We start from the raw sequence: 18,777 nt of genomic DNA on the forward strand, positions 1-18,777 counted from the left end.
CCTCACAGCTGCCACGAGCCGATGTCCGCGTTCCCGGCGTCGCCACCGGGCTTGCTGTCCGCACCCAGCGAGAACACATCGATGTCGCCATGTGTGCCAGGCACCTGATATTGGTACGGATGGCCCCACGGGTCGTTCGGCAGGCGATCCAGATAGGGCGTGACCGGCATCGCGCCACTGCCCTGCGGCGGCTTCACCAGCGCCTGCAGGCCCTGCTCGGCGCTGGGATAGCGACCATTGTCCAGCTTGAACAACTTCAGCGCCTGCATCAGCGCCGCGATGTCCTGGCGCGCCGCCACCACGCGCGCCTGGTCGGGACGGTCCATCAAGCGCGGCACGATCAATGCCGCGAGAATGCCGATGATCACCACCACCACCATGATCTCGATCAGGCTGAAACCCTGCTGCCGAGCCCTGCGACCACCCACCTGCCTTGCCATTGTTCCGCCCTCGTCATCCTGGAAGAGACCGCTGCGCCATGGTCAGCGGTGCATGTGTCAGTACGATAAACATCCGCCGGCAATTCGCTGCGCATGTGCCTGGGCGGGCGCCGGCGCAGCCGGCCCGCGTGCCGCCTCGAGCAGGTGTGGCGGCACACTGGCCAGCGTTTCGTCGATGCAGCCGCGCAGCAGCGGAAGCGCGCACGCCTGCAACAGGCGCACGCACTGCATCGGCGACCACGCGGTGCCATGGTCGAGGCCGATGAACGTGCGGTAGGCCTGGTGATAGCGCAGATCGTCGTACACGCGCTGCGCACTGTTGAGGTCACGCACGACCACCAGCAGGGCCGCACGCTGCAGCAGCCGCACATCGCCTGCGTCAAGCGGCAGCGCGTTCATGGCTGCTTCGGACCACGGCCGCAGCTGCAGATCAAGGGCGCGCCGCAGCGCCGCCAATGGATGCGCGCTGCTGTCCAGTGCCGCCCAGCGCGCGGCATCGGCCCAGGCATCACTGGACAGCACCCAGACCCACGAGTGCCCGTAGCGTTGCACATTCAAGGGCGTGTGCCGCGCCTGCTCCAGCGACCGGCTCAGGTGGCGATCCAGCTCCAGCATGCTGATCCTGCGACTGTCTGCCATCTGCGTCGCCCGTGCTCCGCGACGCGTGGTGCGTCGTACTCTGGAAAAGACGTCAGCAAGGCAGGTGAAGCGACAGCGCGAATGCCGCTCTGTGCGCTGGGTGGTGCTTCATCGGCAACGTCATCGCAGCGTCATCCGCCTGCAGGCTTCGCGCTGCAGGCGCGGTGCGTCACCCCCGCAGCGGCGGGCCAGTACCGCAACGTCGCTGCGCGCGGCGAACGCGATCAGCGCGTCTGTCATGTCCACGTCATCGCCCCACGACGCCATCGCAATGCGCACCGCCGGCAGCTGCCAGCCGTCCATCACCCCGCGGGTGCCCGCCACGAACCAGTGCCACAGCCGGTGGTGCAGCACCTGCTCGTGCAGCTGCGCGAGATCCCTGATGCCATGCATGTCCATCAGCAGCAGCGCGCGTGCCAGCGCCGCAGGCGGCAACACACCGGTTTCAGCCAGCGGCAGCACCTGCTGCTGCAGGCGCAACAGCATCGCCAGCGGGTGCGACTGCGGATCGAAGTCCAGCAGCACGGCCTGTTGCTGCCACTGTGCGTCCGATACCACGCATACCCATGGCGAGCCGTAGCGGTGCACCATCAACGGCCGTCGCTGGGTGGTTTCCAGCAACGCCGACAGATTGCGGCGCAGATCCAGCACACCGATGGTCTCGTTGCGCATCCTTGGCGTCTCCTTGCTTGCAACAGCCCTGCGCGGCGCGCACGGCCAGCGTCTTCACCTAACCAAGGACGGCAATGCCACCTGGAAAGCGACGCAGATCCAGCGACATCGTCAGTCGCAGCTGCTCCAGCGCCGCATCCGGATCATCGATGCGGAAGCGGCCGCTGACCGGGGCGCGCGCCAATGCCGATTCACCCAGCAGCACCTTGCCGCGGCGGTAGCGGTTGATCTCCTCCACCACCTCGCGCAGCGGCGCCCGGCGGAACACCAGCATGCCTTCGGTCCAGGCACTCACTTCCGAGGCCACGGCTTCGGCCACCACGCCACTGAGGCGCTCGTCGTACCGGGTCTGCTGGCCCGCCTGCAGCTGCAGGCGGCCCTGCGGGTGCTCGATCCGGGCGCTGCCCTGCAGGCAGGTCACCCGTACCTGGCCGTGGGTGTTGCGCACGTCCAGGCGCACCGCCCCTTCATCGGCAATCACGCAGCCCGCCCCTGCGAACAGGGCCAGGCGCAGACCGGCCCGGGTCTCGATCGCGGCCTGGCCCTGCACCAGCTCGAAGCCTTCGCCCTCCGTGTCCGCACGGCGGCGCAGGCTGCTCTGCGTATCCAGCTCGATCTTCAGCTGTGGCGAAGGTGCGATCTGCAGCCGTTCACCGGTACCGGTGTGGAAGTCGGCCGTCATCGCCGTCACCGAGGGCCACAGCCCCAGCGGCGGACGGATCGCCGCCACCACTGCCAGGCTGGCCGGGGCGGCAATCGCGGCGCCCAGGAAGGCACGCCGGCTCCAGCGCTGGGTCGGCGTCGGCGCGACCGGTTGGCGTGCGGCGGCAGGCAGCTGCTCGCCGGCCAGGCGTACCTGCTCCCATTGCCGGCGCGCACGGCCGAATGCTTCGCGATGACGGGGATCAGCCTCGCACCACGCGCGGAAGCTGCGCCCGTCGGCCGCGGTAGCCTCGCCCGAGGTCAGCCGCACCACCCACGCGTGCGCCTGGCGCTCGACGGCATCCAGCGGGCGTTGCGGGTGATCGTCAGGATCCATGGGGGCTCATGCCGCACCCGCACGCTGCGGGGTTCTGCTCGGCGTCAAAGTGTAGACGGATGCCGCCGCTCAGAACCGCACCTGGCGCCCCTGCCCGCTGCGCTCGGCCAGGTAGTCCTGGGCCGCCTTCAGCTCACGCTGCACCAGCCGCAGCGACACGCCGAGGTGATCGGCGACGTCACGCTGCTGCAGGCCATCGACGCGGATTGCCAGCAGGATGCGGCGACGCCGCTCGGGCATGCGCTGCAGCAGGCCCACCATGTCCTCCAGCGCGAAGTCCAGTTCGGCCGCCTGCGCCGGCCCCGGTGCCGGGTCGGCCATGTCCATCAGCGTCTCCACCTCTTCCAGGCTCAGCAGGCGATGGTCGGCACGTTGGCGGTCGATCACGGTATTCATCGCCATGCGCAGCAGGTAGGCCGCAGGGTTCTGCACGGCGTCCAGGCGGTCACGGCGCGCACTCAGGCGCATCCAGGTGTCCTGCAGCGCGTCACCGGCCAGCTCCTCCGATCCCAGCTTGCGCACCAACCGGCGCTTCAGCTCGTCGTAGGCCCCCAGAAGGTGGTCCATCAGGTCAACTGCGCCAGCCGTACCGTTGCTCATGTTCGAATCCTTGAAGTCATGGAAGGGGCGCGCGCCCGCCACAGTCGTGGTCGGTGCCGGAAGGACGGATCTGCAGGGTCACCGGCTGCGCCAGCGCGGCGGCCTCGGTCGCCAGCACCAGGCCCTGCAGCGCCTGCAGCAGGCGTGCATCGCGGCGGGCACTACCACTGCCGGACAGCAGCTCGGGCTCGCTCACCCGGCCCGCGCCGTCGATGCGGAAGCGCAGCGTCGCGGCGTAGCGGCCGGGCGCGATCTCCGGGTCGTCACAGAACGCCGCACGCAGCCGCTGCTGCAGCCCGCCATAGCGACGCCGACGTTCGGCCTCGGGAAGTTCGGCACCAACACGGGGTTCGGCGGCCGAGGACGTGCCCCGGCGCAGCACCACGCGCTGCGCGCCGATCACCTCGACCTCGATGCCGGAGTCCTGCAACAGCACCTGCAAGGCAGGCAGCGGCTCCAGGCTGGCGCGCAGCGCATGGCTGCTGCGGCCCGCGGCCAGGTCGCCCGGGTACATCACCGACCACCCACTGATGACGCTGAAGCGCTCGACCGCCTGTTCCAGCGGCTGCGCAGGGATGTCGTAGGCATGAACTCCGTCCTGTGCGGCAGCGGCAAAGGACAGCAGCAGCCACGCGACGATGGCCACCTTCCAAGTTCTGACCGCATGGTGTCCATTCAGCCCCCTGACGTAGAACACATGACCCTCGGCAGCGACAGCAGCTGCAGTGGACGCGCACCACGACCGGAACCCCGGCCCGCGCGCGACCCGCAAGCGGGCTCAAACCGTAGCGGGGCCACATGTCATTGCGATGACCGCCGCCTACGGCCGACGTGAAGCCAGTCACCCATCAGGAATCAATAAATCGAACAGACCACCTCATCCACGCCTGGGGTCAGAGCCCGTTGCGCAGCAACGGGATCCGACCCCGTGCCGGCCCAGACGTGTCGACCAAGGTCGACACCCACCAGGAGCAGTTCATGCCGTTCCGGCAGATTGCGGGGAACTGTCGAAGGCGGGGGTGGGTCTGGTTGCAGGGGTGTCCGCGGCATGGATGCCGCGGCCAAGCCCCCATGGAAGGGTTTACGGCGTCCCCTGCAACCGGACCCACCCCGCCATCCAACGGAATGCACGCTGTTGCTTCGGCTGTTGCTTCTGGGGTTGCCGGCCAGCGGCCGGCACTACCTGCGGGTGCCGGGCGCCACCCGGGCGGAAACCCCCGCCCTTCACAGCGGCAGCCGGGTCGTCTGCTTGATCCGCTGCATCGGAATCTCGGTCTTGGTGTTCTGCACGCCGGCGATCCGGTTCAGGTGCTGCATCTGGAACTGCCGGTAGGCATCAAGGTCGGCCACCGCCACCCGCAGCAGGAAATCGCAGTCACCGGCCATCAGATGGCATTCAAGCACTTCCGGGAACGACTTGATGCTGTTGATGAAGTGATTGGTGGTGTCCTCGTCCTGCCCGCGCAGCCACACGCGGACGAATACCGTGAAGCCACGGCCCACCTTGGCCTCGTTCAACAAGGCCACGTAGCGGTCGATGTAGCCGCCTTCCTCCAGCAGCCGCACCCGACGCAGGCAGGCCGACGGCGACAGCCCGACCAGCCGGGCAAGCTCCAGGTTCTGCAGGCGGCCGTCGCGCTGCAGGGCGTCGAGGATACGCCGATCGAGGTTGTCGAGCTGATACTGCATGGGATTTCGTCCTTGTCACTTTTGGCCGCATGAAATATCAATCATCCAGAATCCAGTGGCATCAACGCAACCCGATTTCGCGATCGGACCGCTAGCATGGGCCACCCCCACCTCGTTGTGCCGTTCCATGGACGCCCGTACCACCCTCCCCCTGCCCGACACCTGCGATACCGCGCCGCGTGCCGAATTCCTGCGCGGCCTGCGCGCCGCCGTGCCGGTGATGATCGGTTTCATTCCCTTCGCCCTGGTGCTCGGCGCGCAGGCCGCGCAGAAGGGCCTGAGCGCACTGGAAGTACCACTGATGACGGGCCTCAACTTCGCTGGCGGCTCGGAGTTCGCCGCCGTCGAACTGTGGACCTCGCCACCGCACATCGCACTGATCGTGGCGATCACCGCACTGGTCAACAGCCGCCATCTGCTGATGGGCGCCAGCCTGGCCCCACTGCTGCAGCACCTGCCGCGCCGCCGGGTGCTGCCGGCGTTGTTCTTCATGTGTGACGAAAGCTGGGCGATGGGCGTGGCCGATGCGCGCCGCCGTGCGCTCGGCTTCAGCCTGGCCTATTACCTGGGCGTCTCCGCGGGCCTCTACACCGTCTGGGTGGCCTGCACCGCGCTGGGTGCGATCGTCGGGCCGCTGCTGGGCGACATCCACGCCTACGGCTTCGACATGGCCTTCCCCGCCGTGTTCCTGGTGCTGCTGCGCGGCATGTGGCAGGGCATGAAGGCCGCGCGCCCGTGGCTGGTCAGCCTGGTCGTGGCCGCCGCCACCTATCTGCTGATCCCGGGTGCGTGGTACGTGGCCAGCGGCGCATTGGCCGGCCTGGCCGCCGCCTGGCTGCTGGCGGAGGACGCAGCATGATCTTCAACGGCCTGATCCACTGGTCCTCGGTGCTGACCATCGTGCTGATGGCCGCCGCCACCTACCTGACCCGCATCGTCGGCTTCCTCGCGCTGCGCAACCGCACGCTGGGCAAGCGCGCGGTGACGGTGATGGAAGCCGCCCCGGGCTGCGTGCTGATCTCGGTGATCGCTCCGGATTTCGTCGCCGACAAGCCCGCCGACCTGGCCGCGCTGGCGATCACCCTGCTGGCCGCCACGCGGCTGTCGATGCTGCCGACGGTGCTGATCGGCGTGGCCTCGGCCGGGCTGCTGCGCTACCTGATGGGCTGACTGCGGTGCGCCGGGCAAAGGCCCGGCGCTGGCCAGTCATCGCAGCACCGCCTGTACGCGCGCTGCCGTCAGGCGCTGCTGCTGGCCGCAAGCAGGCACAGGCTGCGCGGCGGCAGGGTCCAGGCACCTGCTTCATCCGGCTCCAACGGCGTTTCGTCGGTCTGCAGGAGTACGCGCCGGAACGACAAGGCTTCATCCGACACACTGAACCGCTGCGGCTGGTCTCCGGCGTTCAACAGCAGGGCCAGGCTGACATGCCGCCCGGGCTCGCGCAGGCCGCTGTCCGGGCTGCGGCCGTCCAGCACGATCAGCAGCGCACGCAGCCCTGCGTCATGCCAGTCCGCTTCCTCCATGCTGCGGCCGTCAGGATGCCGCCAGTCGATATCGCGCAGGCCCAGCGCTTCATCGTATTCGCCGCGCAGGAACCGGTTCCTGCGCAGCAGGCCATAGCGTCGGCGCAGCGACAGCGCCCGGCGTACGAACGCCACCTGCGCCTGTGCAGCCGGCGATGCCGCACGCTCCCAGTCGATCCAGCTCAGCGGGTTGTCCTGGCAGTAGGCGTTGTTGTTGCCCTGCTGCGAATGGCCGAACTCATCGCCGGCCAGCAGCATCGGCGTGCCCTGCGCGAACAGCAGCGTGGCCAGCAGGTTGCGCATCTGCCGCGCACGCAACGAGAGAATCGCCGCATCATCGGTGTCGCCCTCCACACCGTGGTTGCTGGAGAGGTTGTGCGAGTGGCCATCGCGGTTGTCTTCGCCGTTGGCCTCGTTGTGGCGATCGTTGTAGCTCACCAGATCGTGCAGGGTGAACCCATCGTGCGCCGTCACCAGGTTGATGCTGGCCGAGGGCCGCCTGCCATGATGTTCGAACAGGTCGGCCGAGCCGGTGAAGCGCGTGGCGAATTCCGGCAACTGGCCGCCATCGCCGCGCCAGAGCGCGCGTACCGTATCGCGGAAGCGGTCGTTCCATTCCGCCCAGCCCGGCGGGAACTGGCCCAGTTGATAGCCGCCAGGGCCGATGTCCCATGGCTCGGCAATCAGCTTCACCTGGCTCAGGATCGGGTCCTGGCGTACCGCATCAAGGAAACTGCCCGAGGCATCGAAGCCATGCCGCTCGCGGCCAAGGATGGTGGCCAGGTCGAAACGGAACCCATCCACCCGCATCTCGGTCACCCAGTAGCGCAGCGAGTCCATCACCATGCGCAGCGCGCCGGCATTGGTCAGGTCGAACGTGTTGCCGGTGCCGGTATCGTTGATGTAATAGCGGCGATCATCGGCCAGGCGGTAGTAGCTGGCATTGTCGATGCCCTTGAAGGACAGCGTAGGGCCCAGCTCATTGCCTTCGGCGGTGTGGTTGTAGACCACGTCCAGGATCACTTCGATGCCGGCACTGTGCAGCCGCGCGACCATCTGCTTGAACTCGGCCACGGTGCCCAGCGAGAGGTAGCGTGGCTGCGGCGCGAAGAAGCCGATGGTGTTGTACCCCCAGTAGTTGCGCAGCCCGCGTTCGAGCAGCTGCTGGTCATCCACGTAGGCATGCACCGGCAGCAGCTCGATGGCGGTCACCCCCAGATGGCTGAGGTGGTCGACCACCGCGTCGTGGCGCAGGGCAGAGAAAGTGCCGCGCTCGGCCTGCGGAACATCGGGGTGCTGCATGGTCAGTCCGCGCACGTGCGCTTCGTAGATCACGGTCCGGTCCCAGGGCGTTGCGGGTGCACGTTCGACACCCCAGCTGAAGGCCGGATCGATCACCGCGCAGCGTGGCATGTAGCTGGCGCTGTCGCGGCGGTCGAAACTGAGATCGCCATCGCGGTGGCCCAAGGTGTAGCCGAACAGGTGCGGCGCCCACTTCAGCTCGCCGACGATCTGCTTGGCGTAGGGGTCCAGCAACAGTTTGTTGGGATTGAAGCGATGCCCCTCCTCCGGCGCATACGGGCCGTGCACCCGATAGCCATAGCGTTGCCCGGGCCGCACGTCCGGCAGGTAGCCGTGCCAGATCTCGTTGGTGTACTCAGGCAGGACGATGCGCTCGACTTCACGGTTGCGCGCATCGAACAGGCACAGCTCCACCCGGGTGGCATGCCGCGAGTACAGCGCAAAGTTCACGCCCAGCCCGTCCCACGTCGCGCCCAGCGGGAACGGCCGGCCTTCGCGCACGCGCGAGGTCTGCGTCCACTTACGGCTGGCCATCGGTGCCCTCCTCGCCGCGCGCCGCGGCAATCTCGGCCTCCACCAGGCGCTCGGCCATGTGCCAGTGCCGCTGCTGCTGATCGTCCGGGCGCCCCTCCGCTTCCCAGATCTGGTGGGCCAATGCCTCAATCCGCTGCCGTCGTTCCCTGCTGTCCATCCCTACCTGTCTCCTCGTTGATCCATATCGCCAGCGGGCTGCCAGCCAGAAGCCTGCCCACGTCCGCGGTTGCGTTGAAATGTTCGATGCGCCCGTCCAGGAGGTTGCGCATGGGGCCTGTCGGCACACCGTGCAGTGCTACGCCGGTGCCGACGTCGTGCGCGGCGTGCAGGCTGGGCCCAGGCACGGCGGCGGGCGAACCCCGCCGCACGATCACCAGCAGCACCTGCGCCTGATGCCTGCGCGTGAACGCCAGCCACGGCGAGCGCGCAGGCGCGGACAGCGGCTGCAACTGGCCATGCAGGAACAGGTGCGGGTGCCTGCGGCGGCACTCCAGCAATTGCCGCAGCAGGAATGCCTTGATGCCACCGTCCCGCCAGTCTTCCAGCAGCGCGGGCCACCCGCGCGTATCGCGCAGCCACGCCTGCCGCGCTGGATAGTCCACGGCACGCCGGTTGTCCGGGTCCACCAGGCTCAGGTCCCAGCCTTCGCCGCCCTGGTAGAGGTCGGGCACGCCGGGCAGGCAGTGCTGCAGGCACAGCTGCGCCAGGCCGTTGCAGGCGCCGGCCGGCGCGATGCGCGCCACGAACGTCGCCAGCGCCTCGCGCACCGGCTGCAAGGGCGCTGCGTCCAGCAGCGCGTGCAGCCACTGCGCGGCGGCCTCCTCCACGGCCACATCCGGGTCTGACCAGCTGCTGACCCGCTTGCCCTCGCGCAATGCCTTGGTCAGCCATTGCACCATCCTCGAGGCGAAGTCGGCGCCAGGGGCACCGTGCATCGGCCATGCGGCCACGAGCGCCTGCCACAGTGCGTAGGCCTCGGCACCCGGCAATGGCATCGGCGCGCCGGCGCGGGTCAACATCCGGTTCCAGCGCCGCACAGCGTCCCGCCATTCGAACGTGCAGGTACTGAGAACCGCCAGCCTTGCCCGGCTGTCGGCGCCGCGCTTGTGATCGTGGGTCGCAAGCGCAAGCAACGCCCTGGGATGGCGACGCAGGCGCGCGGCGGCGTGTTCCAGCAGCGCGCGCCCCTCCATGCCCAGCCGCTGTGGATCACTGCCGACGTCGTTGCGCGAGAGCAGCCTGAAATAGCGATAGAACCCGGTGTCTTCCACCGACTTGGCATTCAACGGCGCGGCCAGTTGACCGAAACGCGCACGCAGCACGCGCTCGGCCTGCGCCTCGCCGGCAAGCGCTGCCAGCAACAGGTCCAGCGCCGCGCGTGCGGCACCGTCCAGTGCCAGGCGCGCTGCGGCGGCAGCGTCCGCCAGCGCCTTTCGTTCACCCGCCCCCTGCAGCGAATAGGGCCGGTAGGTGCGGTAATGCCCCAGCACGGAAGCCAATGCGCGGGCCAGCGCAGCCACTCCGATATCGGCTTCGGCCAGCCGCGGCTGCAGGACCTGCTGCGCGCTGCGCAGCAGCCGCTGGAAGTCGGCATGAAGGCCTTGGCGCAGCAACATGGCGCGGGCGTCCTGCTGGATCCGGTCGAAGCTGCGCGGGTCACCGCCCAGCGCCTGCCACGTGCGCGAGAGCGCGGGTGCAGCCGCCGGATCGTGCAACCAGGCCCCGGCCTGGTCCATGAAGTCATAGCCGGTGGTGCCGTCGCAGGCCCAGCCGTCGGGCAGCTGCTCGCCCTCGGCCAGTATCTTCTCCACATGCAGGCTGACGGTCTGCGGGTCACGACCGCCGGCCGCGCAGGCGGCGTCGAGCGATTCACGCAGGCGCTGCAGGTACGCGCCCGGGCAGGACAGGCCATCCACGTGGTCGATGCGCAGGCCGTCCACCCATCCCTCGCGTACCAGCCGCAGCGGCAGCGCATGCACTGCCTCGAACACATCCTCGCGCTCCACCCGCAGCGCGGCCAGTTCGTTGATATCGAAAAAGCGCCGGTAGTTCACCTGATCGCCGGCCGTGCGCCACCAGGCCAGACGGTAGTGCTGCCGCTGCAGCAGCGTGTGCAACCGTTCAACGCTGCGGTTGCAGCGTTCGGCCCACGCCGGCCACTGCGCGGGTTCCAGCGGATGGCTGCGCGGCGACAACGGCAATGCCAGGCCATGGTGGCGCAGCACGGGCCGCGCGTTGTCCACCACCACGCGCACCACGCCGTCGCGTACCGCGTCGTGCAACGGCCGGTCCAGTACCGGCAGCCAGAGCCGGCCCTCGCAGCCCGGCGCCTCCCACTCGATGTCAAACCATGCTGCGTGCGGGCTTCGAGGCCCGTGCATCAGCACATCGCTCCACCACTGGCTGTGCGGGGACGCCGCCAGATGGTTGGGCACGATGTCCAGGATCAGGCCCATGCCGTGCGCGCGCGTCACTTCCGCCAGCTGCCGGAAGCCCGCTTCACCGCCCAGTTCCGGATTGATGCGAGCCGGGTCGATGCCATCGTAGCCATGCGTCGACCCGGGCACCGCCGCAGCGATCGGTGACAGGTAAAGGTGGCTGACGCCCAGCGCGGCGTAGTACGGCACCTGCGCGGCAGCCGCCCCGAGGTCGAAGCCTGCGTGCAGCTGCAGGCGCGCGGTGGCACGCAACCCCGTCATTGCCCGGTCCTGCGGCGCGTGGCACTCAGGCGCGCCAAGCGCGCATCGGCCGCGTCAGCATCCCACGTCGGCGGCAGGCGGCGGCGCCAGTTGGGATGGCCGCCGACGGTGCCTGGCAGGTTCACCTGTGCGCGACCGCCCAGCGCGTCTTCCAGCGGCAGCAACGCCAGCCGGGACGCCGCGTGGGCGACCAGAGACAACGCCCTGGCGTCCAGCGGCGCGCCCTCGCCGCCAACCACCGCAGACAGTGCCTGCGCGTCGCTGGCACGCGCGCGCAGTGCCGCTGGCAGATCCGCCAGCTCACCCAGGCGTGCGCGCCAGCGCAGGTCACGCCCGCGCAGCCAACCGGCCAGCGGTGGCAGGTCATGGGTGGAGGGCATGGCCACTGCATCGCGGCGCCACTGCGGCGCCGGCAGGAAGCGCGCGCCGTTGCGGGCGAACGGCAGCACCTCGATGCCCAGAATGCCCCGGGCTGCCAGCCGCTGGCGCATGCCCGGCGGAACCACGCCCAGGTCTTCGCCGATCAGCACGCAGCGATGCCGCCAGGACTCCAGCACCAGCAGGTTGATCAGATCATCGAACGGATAGCGCAGGTACACGCCCTGCCCGGCGTCCGCGCCACGGGGAAACACCCACAGCCGCAGCAGGCCCAGGATGTGATCGATGCGAAGCCCGCCGCGGCCGGACATCACGGCGCGCAGCACGCGAAGGTAGGGGGCGAAGCCCTCGCGCAGCAACGCCATCGGTGACCAGCTGGTGATGCCCCAGGCCTGGCCGAGCGGATTGAACGCGTCCGGCGGCGCACCCAGCTCAAGTCCCTGCAGCAGATCAGCCCCCCCGGTGCGTGCCTCCACGCCCTGCGGCGCGCAGCCCACGGCCAGGTCGGCAATCAACCCGATCGAAGCGCCCTCGTCGCGCAGCGTGGCGTGTACCTGCGCCCAGCCCTGCTGTGCCAACCACTGCGCAAACGCGTGGTCGTCCGCGCTGCCGGTGAACCGGTCGGCGGCATGCTGGCAATAGTGCCGTAGCGGATCGCCCTGCATGGCACGCCAGGTTTCGATCTGTGCGTGCTGCGACGGTGCCTGCGCTGCAATCCATTGGCGAACCTGCCGTATCCAGCGCCACTTCACTGCCGCCGAGTGCGGCCAGTCAATGCGACGTGCGGCAGTTCCCGCTTCCACCGCCGCCGCCAGCGCCTCGTCCCCGCCCAGCACGCTGTTGGCGGCATCGGGCAATACCTGCGGCAGGGAGACCTGCAGCGGGTCGAGCCAGCGCCGGTCGCTGGGCGAATAGGGGCTGTAGCCTGGGCCCGGTGGCATGCCCGCGTGCAGCGGGCTCAACGCCAGTGCGTCGCCGCCGTGCCGGTGCAGCAGCTCGCTCCATCGTGCACAGCCGGCACTGTCACCGATGCCGGCATCACCGGGCGCGCGCAGGCTGTAGACCTGCGCCGACAGGCCCCAGCCGCGCAGCGTGCCCCGCGGCCACCAGGCACGCTGTGGCGCCACCGCAACCGCCTGTTGCTGGTCGCCCCGGCGCCACTGCCAGTAACCCGGCTGGTCCGGCACGCGCCAGCGGCCCTGCGCATCGGCACGGGCGGGCAACGCTGCGCCCTGCTCATCCACCCAGCACGCTGCGCCGGCTGCCTCCGGCATCACCAGCAGCTGTCCGCAGCAGGCCGTGCGCAGGCCAGCGTGCTCGGGCACCGCCTCGCACTGCAGCCCCTCCAGCACGGCGCGCAGCACGTCCGGCGCGACCTCGCGCGCGGCACCGGCCACGTCGGTCCAGCGGACCAGCAGGCCCGCACGGCGGGCCGTCTCCCGCACCGCTGCATCCGTATTCATGCGGCGACCCAGCAGGCCAGCACGCCGCCGCCTGCCGGCAGCATCCCGGCAGCGTCCGGCCCCACGACGTACTCGCCGGCCGGCACCGCATGCGCCACCGGCACAGGGCCCACGTTGATCGCGATCCACCATTGGCCCGATGGCAACTGCCAGCCCGCCTGCACCGCGCCTTGGCCAAGCACGCGCGCGCCCAGCGACCGCGCCTGCAGCAGGCCCGGCTGCAGATAGCGCCTGCGCAGGCCGAGGAATTCACCCGAGCAGCGCAGCCAGTGCTGCGACCAGGGATCATCGCCGGGCGGCGGCGTGTACGACGCCTGCAGGGTCGCCGCATCGTTCGGGTCCGGAATACGCGCGCGCGCGGCGGCGTCGGCAAAGGCGCTGAAACCAGCGAACTCACGGCGACGCCCTTCACGCACCGCCTCGTCCAGCGGCGGCGCGTAGTCGGTGAAGAACAGGAAGGGCGATTGCGCCTGCCACGGCTCGCCCATGAACAGCAGCGGGATCATCGGCGTCAGCAGGGTCAGCGCCAGCGCCGCGCGCAGCGGCGCAGGATCGGTCAGCATCGACAGGCGCTCGCCGAAAGCGCGGTTGCCCACCTGGTCATGGTTCTGCGCGAATACCACAAAACGCGCGGGCGACAGGTCGGCGCTGGGTTCGCCGCGGGGATTGCCGCGCAGGTCCGGTTCACCCTGCCAGGCGAATCCTTCGGCCAGGCAGCGCGCCAGCAGTGCTTCGGCGCGACCGGCATAGGCCGCGTAATAGCCTTCCTGCTCGCCGGTCAGCATCACGTGCAGCGCATTGTGGAAGTCATCGTTCCACTGCCCCTGGTAGGCGCCGCGCAGCCACCGCGCCTGGTTGCGCTCGTTCTCCAGCACCAAGTGCGCGTGCGGGGCCACCGCGCGTACCTCATCGGCCAGCTGCTGCAGGAAACGGTCATCGTCAATGGCGTGCACCGCGTCCAAGCGCAGGCCATCGAAGCCGTAGTCGCGCAACCACATCAGCGCGTTGTCGATGAAAAAGCGCCGCACCCAGGGCTGGCAGAAGTCGATGGCCTCGCCCCACGGCGTGCTGCGGTCGTCACGGAAGAACCCGCGCGCGTAGTCGCGCAGGTGGTTGCCCTGTGGTCCGAAGTGGTTGTAGACCACATCCAGCAGCACCGACAGCCCTGCATCGTGCGCCGCTTCGATGAAGGCCCTCAGCGCTGCCGGCCCGCCATAGGCATGGGCCGGCGCATACGGGAACACGCCGTCGTAGCCCCAGTTGCGCTGGCCGGGAAACTGCGCGACCGGCATCAGTTCAATGGCGGTGATGCCCAGCGCGGCCAGCATCGGCAGTTGCGCGGTCAACGCCGCGAAGCCGCCCCCGGCCTCGATATGCACCTCATAGATCACCAGGTCCTGCCAGGCATGCCCCTGCCAGGCAGGCCGCGCTGCCTCCGTATCCAGCACCACCGCGCTGTCGCCGTCGATGCCGTCCGGCTGCCAGCGCGAGGCCGGGTCGGGCACGTCCTGGCCAGAAGGCAGGCGGAACCGGTAGCGGTCGCCATGCGATGCCGGTATTCGCAGCCAGTGGCAGCCGTCCGGGTCGCGCTGCATCGGCCGCTGGGTGCCTTGCAGGCACAGCGCCATCGTCCTTGCGCCCGGTGCCCACACGCGGAACTCCACCCCGTCACCGGCCACCGGCCAAGCGCCCAGGCGCGGGGCCACTGTGGTCATGCATCAACCTGCAGGTAGAGCGTGGACAGCGGCGGCAGCGTGAGCCGCAGCGACTGCGCGTGGCCGTGCATCGGCCTCGGCTCGGTATGCACTGCGCCGAGGTTTCCCGCATTGCCGCCACCGTAATACGCGCTGTCGGTGTTGAGCCGTTCGCTCCAGCGCCCCGGTTGCGGCACCCCGACCCGGTAGCCGTCGCGACGCAGCGGGGTGAAGTTGCTCACCACCAGCAGGGTGCGGCCGCTGCCGGCAGGATCCCGGCGGATGAAGGCGTAGACGCTGTTGCGACTGTCGTCCGCCACGCTCCAGTCGAAGCCGCGTTCGTCGCGTTCGTCGCGATGCAACGCCGGTTCGGCGCGGAGCACGTTATTGAGGTCGCCCACCAGGCGCGACAGGCCCTGGCCCTCGCTGCTGGCCGCCCGTGCCCAGTCCAGTGCCGCATCGTGCGACCACTCATGGCCCTGGCCGAACTCGCCGCCCATGAACAGCAGTTTGCTGCCCGGGTGCGCCCACATGAAGCCGTAATACGCGCGCAGCTGGGCCAGCCGCTGTGCCGGCTCGCCCGCCATCTTGGCCAGCAGCGCCCCCTTGCCATGCACCACCTCGTCGTGGGACAGCGGCAGCACGAACCGTTCGGAGAAGGCGTAGACCAGGCCGAAGCTGATCTGGCTGTGGTGATGCGAACGATGGACCGGATCGCGCCCCAGGTACTGCAGGGTGTCGTGCATCCAGCCCATGTTCCACTTGTGGGTGAAGCCAAGCCCGCCCTCCTCCACCGGCGCTGTCACCCCCGGCCACGCGGTGGATTCCTCGGCGATCACCAGCACGTCCGGGAAGCGCTCCCGCAGCGTCTGGTTCATCCGCCGCAGGAAAGCGACCGCCTGCAGGTTCTCGCGCCCGCCCTGCTCGTTGGGTACCCACTCCCCCTCGGCACGGCTGTAATCCCGGTACAGCATCGACGCTACGGCGTCCACGCGCAGACCGTCGACATGGAAGCGCTCCACCCACTCCAACGCACTGCCGATCAGGTAGGCGGCCACTTCGTTGCGGCCGTAGTTGTAGATCAGCGTGTCCCAGTCGGCGTGCACCCCTTCGCGCGGGTCGGCATGCTCGTACAGCGCGGTGCCATCGAACCCGGCCAGGCCATGCGCATCGTTGGGGAAGTGCGCGCTCACCCAGTCCACGATCACTCCCACGCCGGCCTGGTGACAGCGGTCCACGAAGCGTGCAAAGGCCTGTGGCGTGCCGTGGCGTGCCGTCGGCGCGTAGATCCCCAGCGGCTGATAGCCCCAGGAACCGCCGAAGGGATGCTCGCTCACCGGCAACAGCTCGATATGGGTGAAGCCAAGACCGGCCACGTACGGAATCAACCGGTCGGCCAGGGCATCCCAGTCCAGCGGCGCACCATCGTCGCTGCGCTGCCAGGAACCCGCATGCACTTCGTAGATCGACAGCGGTGCGCAGGTTCCGGCCAGGCGGCGGGCCGCCAACCAAGCATCATCGTGCCACTCCATTTGCCCAGCCGAAGGCACCCGCGATGCGGTCGCCGGTGGCAGCTCGGCCCAGCGCGCCATCGGATCGAACTTGTCGGGCATCACCCGGCCGTCGGCGCCGACGATGCGGAATTTGTAGCGGGCACCGGCCTGCACGCCCGGCAGGAACAGCTCCCACACGCCGGCGGTGTGACGCAGCCGCATCGGATGGCGTCGGCCGTCCCACCCGTTGAAATCGCCAACCACGGCGACCCGCTGGGCATTGGGCGCCCACACCGCGAAGCGCACGCCCGCAATGCCCTGCACCTGCATCGGCACCGCACCCAGCTGCCGCGCCGCATCGGCATCACCGGCATGGAACCGCTGCAGCAGGGCTTCGTCCAACAGTGGACCGAACGCATAGGCATCGTGCACCTGCTCCACGCCCTGTTCGAAATGCAGGGCAAGCAGCGGTATCGCCGCGTCACCGGCCGCGCCCTCGAACAGGCCGGGCAACGGGCCAGGGGACAGGTTCCAGCGCCGCCCATCGTCTGCAATCACCTCGACGCGCTGCGCATGCGGCACCAGCACGCGCAGCTGGCGTCCGCCTTCTGGCTGGCGATGCGGGCCCAGCCAGGCGAATGCATCGGCCGGGCGCGCGTGGACGAGGTCCTGCAGCGCCGGGGCGATACGCTGATCCAATCCCGTCTCCGTGATCGCTTCATCCTCCAGGGCGGCCAGATGCAGGCTGTCGTGGCTCATGCGGCCACCTGGCAGGTCTGCTGGTACAGGGCCAGATACGCGCGACCGGCCGCATCCCAGCCACCCGGCCGCAGCATGGCGGCGCGGCGCATGGCCTGCAGCAGGCCGGGCAGGCGGAAGGTGCGCATCGCCCGTTCCACGCAGCGGCGCAGGCCATCGGCATTGGCGCCGTGGAACAGGAATCCGGTCACGCCATCCTCGACGGTATCCACCAGCCCGCCGGTCGCGTGTGCGATGGGCAGGCAGCCGAAGCGCTGCGCGTACATCTGGCTCAGCCCGCAGGGTTCGAAGCGTGAAGGCATCAGCAGGAAGTCGGCGCCGGCAAACATCTGGCGGGCCAGCGCCTCTTCGAAGCCGATGAATGCGCCCACCCGTCCGGGGTAGCGCCGGGCCAGCGCCTGCACCTGCGCTTCCACCTGCGGCTCGCCGCCGCCGATGATGACCAGCTGGCCGCCGGCCGCCACGATCTGCGGTGCCACATCGCAGGTGATGTCCAGGCCTTTCTGGTGCACCAGGCGGGAGACCACCGCGAACAGCGGGCCGGTCGACGGCGCCAGCCCGAACGCCTTGCGCACCGCATGCGCGTTGGTGGCGCGCCCGGTCCATTCGCCGATGCCGAAATGGGCCTTGAGGTGGATGTCGCGGCGTGGATCCCAGCTGGCGTCGATGCCGTTGACGATGCCACTCAGGTGTCCGCCGGCCGCCCGGCGCGCCAACAGGTCATGCAGCCCGCAGCCGTCATCCGGGGCGGTATCTGCTGCGCGTAGCGCAGGCTGACCGTGTTCAGCCGCGTGGCATTGGTGATGCCGCCCTGCAGGAACGACATCTGCCCGTGGAAGTGCAGTTCATCCAGGTGTTCGGCCGGCACGCCCAGCACCGGCGCAAGCGCGTAGGGGAACAGCCCCTGGTAGGCCAGGTTGTGGATGGTCAGCAGGGTCGGCACGGCTGTCCGGTCCCAACGTACGTAGGCGGCAGCCATGGCCACCGGCCAGTCATTCAGGTGCAGCAGCTGCGGCGCCCAGTCCAGCCCGGCACGCCCGGCCGCAATCTCCGCAGCCGCATGCGAAAGCGTGGCGAAGCGGACCGCGTTGTCTTTCCACTCCTGTCCCTGCCCATCCACGTAGGGCGAGCCCTCGCGCTCGTACAGCCCAGGCGACAGCAGCACGTAGATAGGAAGGCCGTCGGCCTGCACCGCCATGCCGATCGTGCACGCGGGCAACCCGGCTCGGGCGCTGACCCGCCCCACCGGTCGCAGCTGTGGCAGGCGCTGCAGAACCTCCGGGTAGCCGGGCAGCAGCACGCGCGAATCACATGCACCGCGCACCGCACGCGGCAACGCCGCGGCCACATCACCCAGTCCGCCGGCCTTGATGAAGTCAGCCATCTCGGTGGCGACGAACAGCACGCGCTGCACCAGTTCTGGGAGATCCAACGGTTGCGAGTGGCCGCGGCGAGTGCCGATCGGCACGGGCGTGAGCGGAGAGATCGCAACGGGTGAAGCGGACTGGGCGGCGCGGGCCATGGGGATGATCTCGGATGCTTCAGGCAGACAGACGCCAGCGGCGCCCGGACGGGCGCTTGTGCTGGGAAGGAAGTCGACGCAGGACGTGGGGGACGTCAGCGAGAGGCTCAGGACGACAATAGCCCTCCATGCGATCAATCAACCGTGAAGCCATGGCGATTTCTTTGTGACAAGGCGTCATGAGCTCAGTACACATGACAGGCGCCCGCCTCCTGCCCGTGTCTCTCCTGTAGAGCCGAGCCCGCGCCCGGCTGCCGGCAATCCCGTTTGCCCCGTGAGCCGAGCATGGGCTCGGCTCTACAGGGATTCTTCCTGCGACACCCGGTCGCAG

At 69.3% G+C, this 18,777-nt stretch carries 15 protein-coding genes and 1 pseudogene; 2 read left to right on the forward strand and 14 right to left on the reverse strand.

The genetic code is table 11. From position 1 onward, the window contains the following. Positions 1-2: 2 nt before the first annotated feature. The 7 genes from gspG to AC5P7F_RS13245 form a co-directional block, all read right to left on the reverse strand. Positions 3-440, reverse strand: coding sequence for a type II secretion system major pseudopilin GspG (gene gspG / locus AC5P7F_RS13215; protein WP_014647371.1), 438 nt, complete (start codon positions 438-440; stop codon positions 3-5). Positions 441-497: 57 nt separating this feature from the next. Beyond that, entirely contained in the window at positions 498-1,055 is a 558-nt protein-coding gene (locus AC5P7F_RS13220) for a hypothetical protein (RefSeq protein WP_239510484.1), read from the reverse strand. 144 nt (positions 1,056-1,199) lie between these two features. Further along, the gene (locus AC5P7F_RS13225) at positions 1,200-1,751 is read right to left on the reverse strand and encodes a hypothetical protein (protein ID WP_164077139.1); all 552 of its coding nucleotides are present in this window, start codon (positions 1,749-1,751) and stop codon (positions 1,200-1,202) included. Between the two features lie 58 nt (positions 1,752-1,809). Continuing rightward, the gene (locus AC5P7F_RS13230; protein WP_111206989.1) at positions 1,810-2,790 is read right to left on the reverse strand and encodes a FecR family protein; all 981 of its coding nucleotides are present in this window, start codon (positions 2,788-2,790) and stop codon (positions 1,810-1,812) included. 69 nt (positions 2,791-2,859) lie between these two features. Further along, the gene (locus AC5P7F_RS13235) at positions 2,860-3,390 is read right to left on the reverse strand and encodes an RNA polymerase sigma factor (RefSeq protein WP_032961748.1); all 531 of its coding nucleotides are present in this window, start codon (positions 3,388-3,390) and stop codon (positions 2,860-2,862) included. 16 nt (positions 3,391-3,406) lie between these two features. Further along, positions 3,407-4,087 carry a TonB-dependent receptor gene (locus AC5P7F_RS13240; RefSeq protein WP_164077140.1) on the reverse strand — a complete coding sequence of 227 codons (681 nt, stop codon included), beginning with the start codon at positions 4,085-4,087 and terminating at the stop codon, positions 3,407-3,409. A gap of 527 nt (positions 4,088-4,614) precedes the next feature. Next, positions 4,615-5,079, reverse strand: coding sequence for an Lrp/AsnC family transcriptional regulator (locus AC5P7F_RS13245; RefSeq protein WP_111205433.1), 465 nt, complete (start codon positions 5,077-5,079; stop codon positions 4,615-4,617). 127 nt (positions 5,080-5,206) lie between these two features. Between AC5P7F_RS13245 and AC5P7F_RS13250 the strand changes: the two genes are divergently transcribed. Next, positions 5,207-5,938: an AzlC family ABC transporter permease gene (locus AC5P7F_RS13250; RefSeq protein ID WP_049439472.1), complete on the forward strand. Its 732-nt coding sequence runs from the start codon at positions 5,207-5,209 to the stop codon at positions 5,936-5,938. Next, on the forward strand, positions 5,935-6,249 hold the full coding sequence (locus AC5P7F_RS13255) for an AzlD family protein (protein WP_014647378.1): 315 nt from the start codon (positions 5,935-5,937) through the stop codon (positions 6,247-6,249). The genes AC5P7F_RS13250 and AC5P7F_RS13255 overlap by 4 nt, the downstream gene beginning before the upstream one ends. A 68-nt stretch (positions 6,250-6,317) precedes the next feature. Here AC5P7F_RS13255 and glgX read toward each other — a convergent pair whose 3' ends face one another. The 7 genes and pseudogenes from glgX to glgA form a co-directional block, all read right to left on the reverse strand. Then, positions 6,318-8,438 carry a glycogen debranching protein GlgX gene (gene glgX / locus AC5P7F_RS13260; RefSeq protein WP_014647379.1) on the reverse strand — a complete coding sequence of 707 codons (2,121 nt, stop codon included), beginning with the start codon at positions 8,436-8,438 and terminating at the stop codon, positions 6,318-6,320. Next, positions 8,425-8,595 (reverse strand): DUF2934 domain-containing protein, encoded by a 171-nt coding sequence (locus tag AC5P7F_RS13265; RefSeq protein WP_014647380.1) that lies wholly within the window; start codon positions 8,593-8,595, stop codon positions 8,425-8,427. The genes glgX and AC5P7F_RS13265 overlap by 14 nt, the downstream gene beginning before the upstream one ends. Next, positions 8,564-11,137, reverse strand: a complete 2,574-nt coding sequence (treY, locus tag AC5P7F_RS13270; RefSeq protein ID WP_164077141.1) for a malto-oligosyltrehalose synthase — start codon at positions 11,135-11,137, stop codon at positions 8,564-8,566. Before treY ends, AC5P7F_RS13265 begins: the two co-directional genes overlap by 32 nt. Beyond that, positions 11,134-12,978 carry a 4-alpha-glucanotransferase gene (locus tag AC5P7F_RS13275; RefSeq protein ID WP_495204157.1) on the reverse strand — a complete coding sequence of 615 codons (1,845 nt, stop codon included), beginning with the start codon at positions 12,976-12,978 and terminating at the stop codon, positions 11,134-11,136. The genes treY and AC5P7F_RS13275 overlap by 4 nt, the downstream gene beginning before the upstream one ends. Beyond that, positions 12,975-14,693, reverse strand: coding sequence for a malto-oligosyltrehalose trehalohydrolase (gene treZ, locus AC5P7F_RS13280; protein WP_164077143.1), 1,719 nt, complete (start codon positions 14,691-14,693; stop codon positions 12,975-12,977). The genes AC5P7F_RS13275 and treZ overlap by 4 nt, the downstream gene beginning before the upstream one ends. Continuing rightward, the gene (locus tag AC5P7F_RS13285; RefSeq protein WP_164077144.1) at positions 14,690-16,924 is read right to left on the reverse strand and encodes a 1,4-alpha-glucan branching enzyme; all 2,235 of its coding nucleotides are present in this window, start codon (positions 16,922-16,924) and stop codon (positions 14,690-14,692) included. The genes treZ and AC5P7F_RS13285 overlap by 4 nt, the downstream gene beginning before the upstream one ends. Then, positions 16,921-18,308 (reverse strand): annotated as a pseudogene (gene glgA, locus AC5P7F_RS13290) (glycogen synthase GlgA). The gene AC5P7F_RS13285 and the pseudogene glgA overlap by 4 nt, the downstream one beginning before the upstream one ends. Positions 18,309-18,777 lie beyond the last annotated feature (469 nt).

Source organism: Stenotrophomonas sp. YJH_SMC_105-26, from assembly GCF_059368915.1.

Bases quoted from the DNA above. Each gene is read 5' to 3' on its own strand.
- AC5P7F_RS13230 (WP_111206989.1), bottom strand. From the start codon at position 2,790: ATGGATCCTGACGATCACCCGCAACGCCCGCTGGATGCCGTCGAGCGC.
- AC5P7F_RS13285 (WP_164077144.1), bottom strand. From the start codon at position 16,924: ATGAGCCACGACAGCCTGCATCTGGCCGCCCTGGAGGATGAAGCGATC.
- AC5P7F_RS13275 (WP_495204157.1), bottom strand. From the start codon at position 12,978: ATGAATACGGATGCAGCGGTGCGGGAGACGGCCCGCCGTGCGGGCCTG.
- treZ (WP_164077143.1), bottom strand. From the start codon at position 14,693: ATGACCACAGTGGCCCCGCGCCTGGGCGCTTGGCCGGTGGCCGGTGAC.
- AC5P7F_RS13220 (WP_239510484.1), bottom strand. From the start codon at position 1,055: ATGCTGGAGCTGGATCGCCACCTGAGCCGGTCGCTGGAGCAGGCGCGG.
- gspG (WP_014647371.1), bottom strand. From the start codon at position 440: ATGGCAAGGCAGGTGGGTGGTCGCAGGGCTCGGCAGCAGGGTTTCAGC.
- glgX (WP_014647379.1), bottom strand. From the start codon at position 8,438: ATGGCCAGCCGTAAGTGGACGCAGACCTCGCGCGTGCGCGAAGGCCGG.
- AC5P7F_RS13255 (WP_014647378.1), top strand. From the start codon at position 5,935: ATGATCTTCAACGGCCTGATCCACTGGTCCTCGGTGCTGACCATCGTG.
- AC5P7F_RS13245 (WP_111205433.1), bottom strand. From the start codon at position 5,079: ATGCAGTATCAGCTCGACAACCTCGATCGGCGTATCCTCGACGCCCTG.
- AC5P7F_RS13235 (WP_032961748.1), bottom strand. From the start codon at position 3,390: ATGAGCAACGGTACGGCTGGCGCAGTTGACCTGATGGACCACCTTCTG.
- treY (WP_164077141.1), bottom strand. From the start codon at position 11,137: ATGACGGGGTTGCGTGCCACCGCGCGCCTGCAGCTGCACGCAGGCTTC.
- AC5P7F_RS13225 (WP_164077139.1), bottom strand. From the start codon at position 1,751: ATGCGCAACGAGACCATCGGTGTGCTGGATCTGCGCCGCAATCTGTCG.
- AC5P7F_RS13250 (WP_049439472.1), top strand. From the start codon at position 5,207: ATGGACGCCCGTACCACCCTCCCCCTGCCCGACACCTGCGATACCGCG.
- AC5P7F_RS13265 (WP_014647380.1), bottom strand. From the start codon at position 8,595: ATGGACAGCAGGGAACGACGGCAGCGGATTGAGGCATTGGCCCACCAG.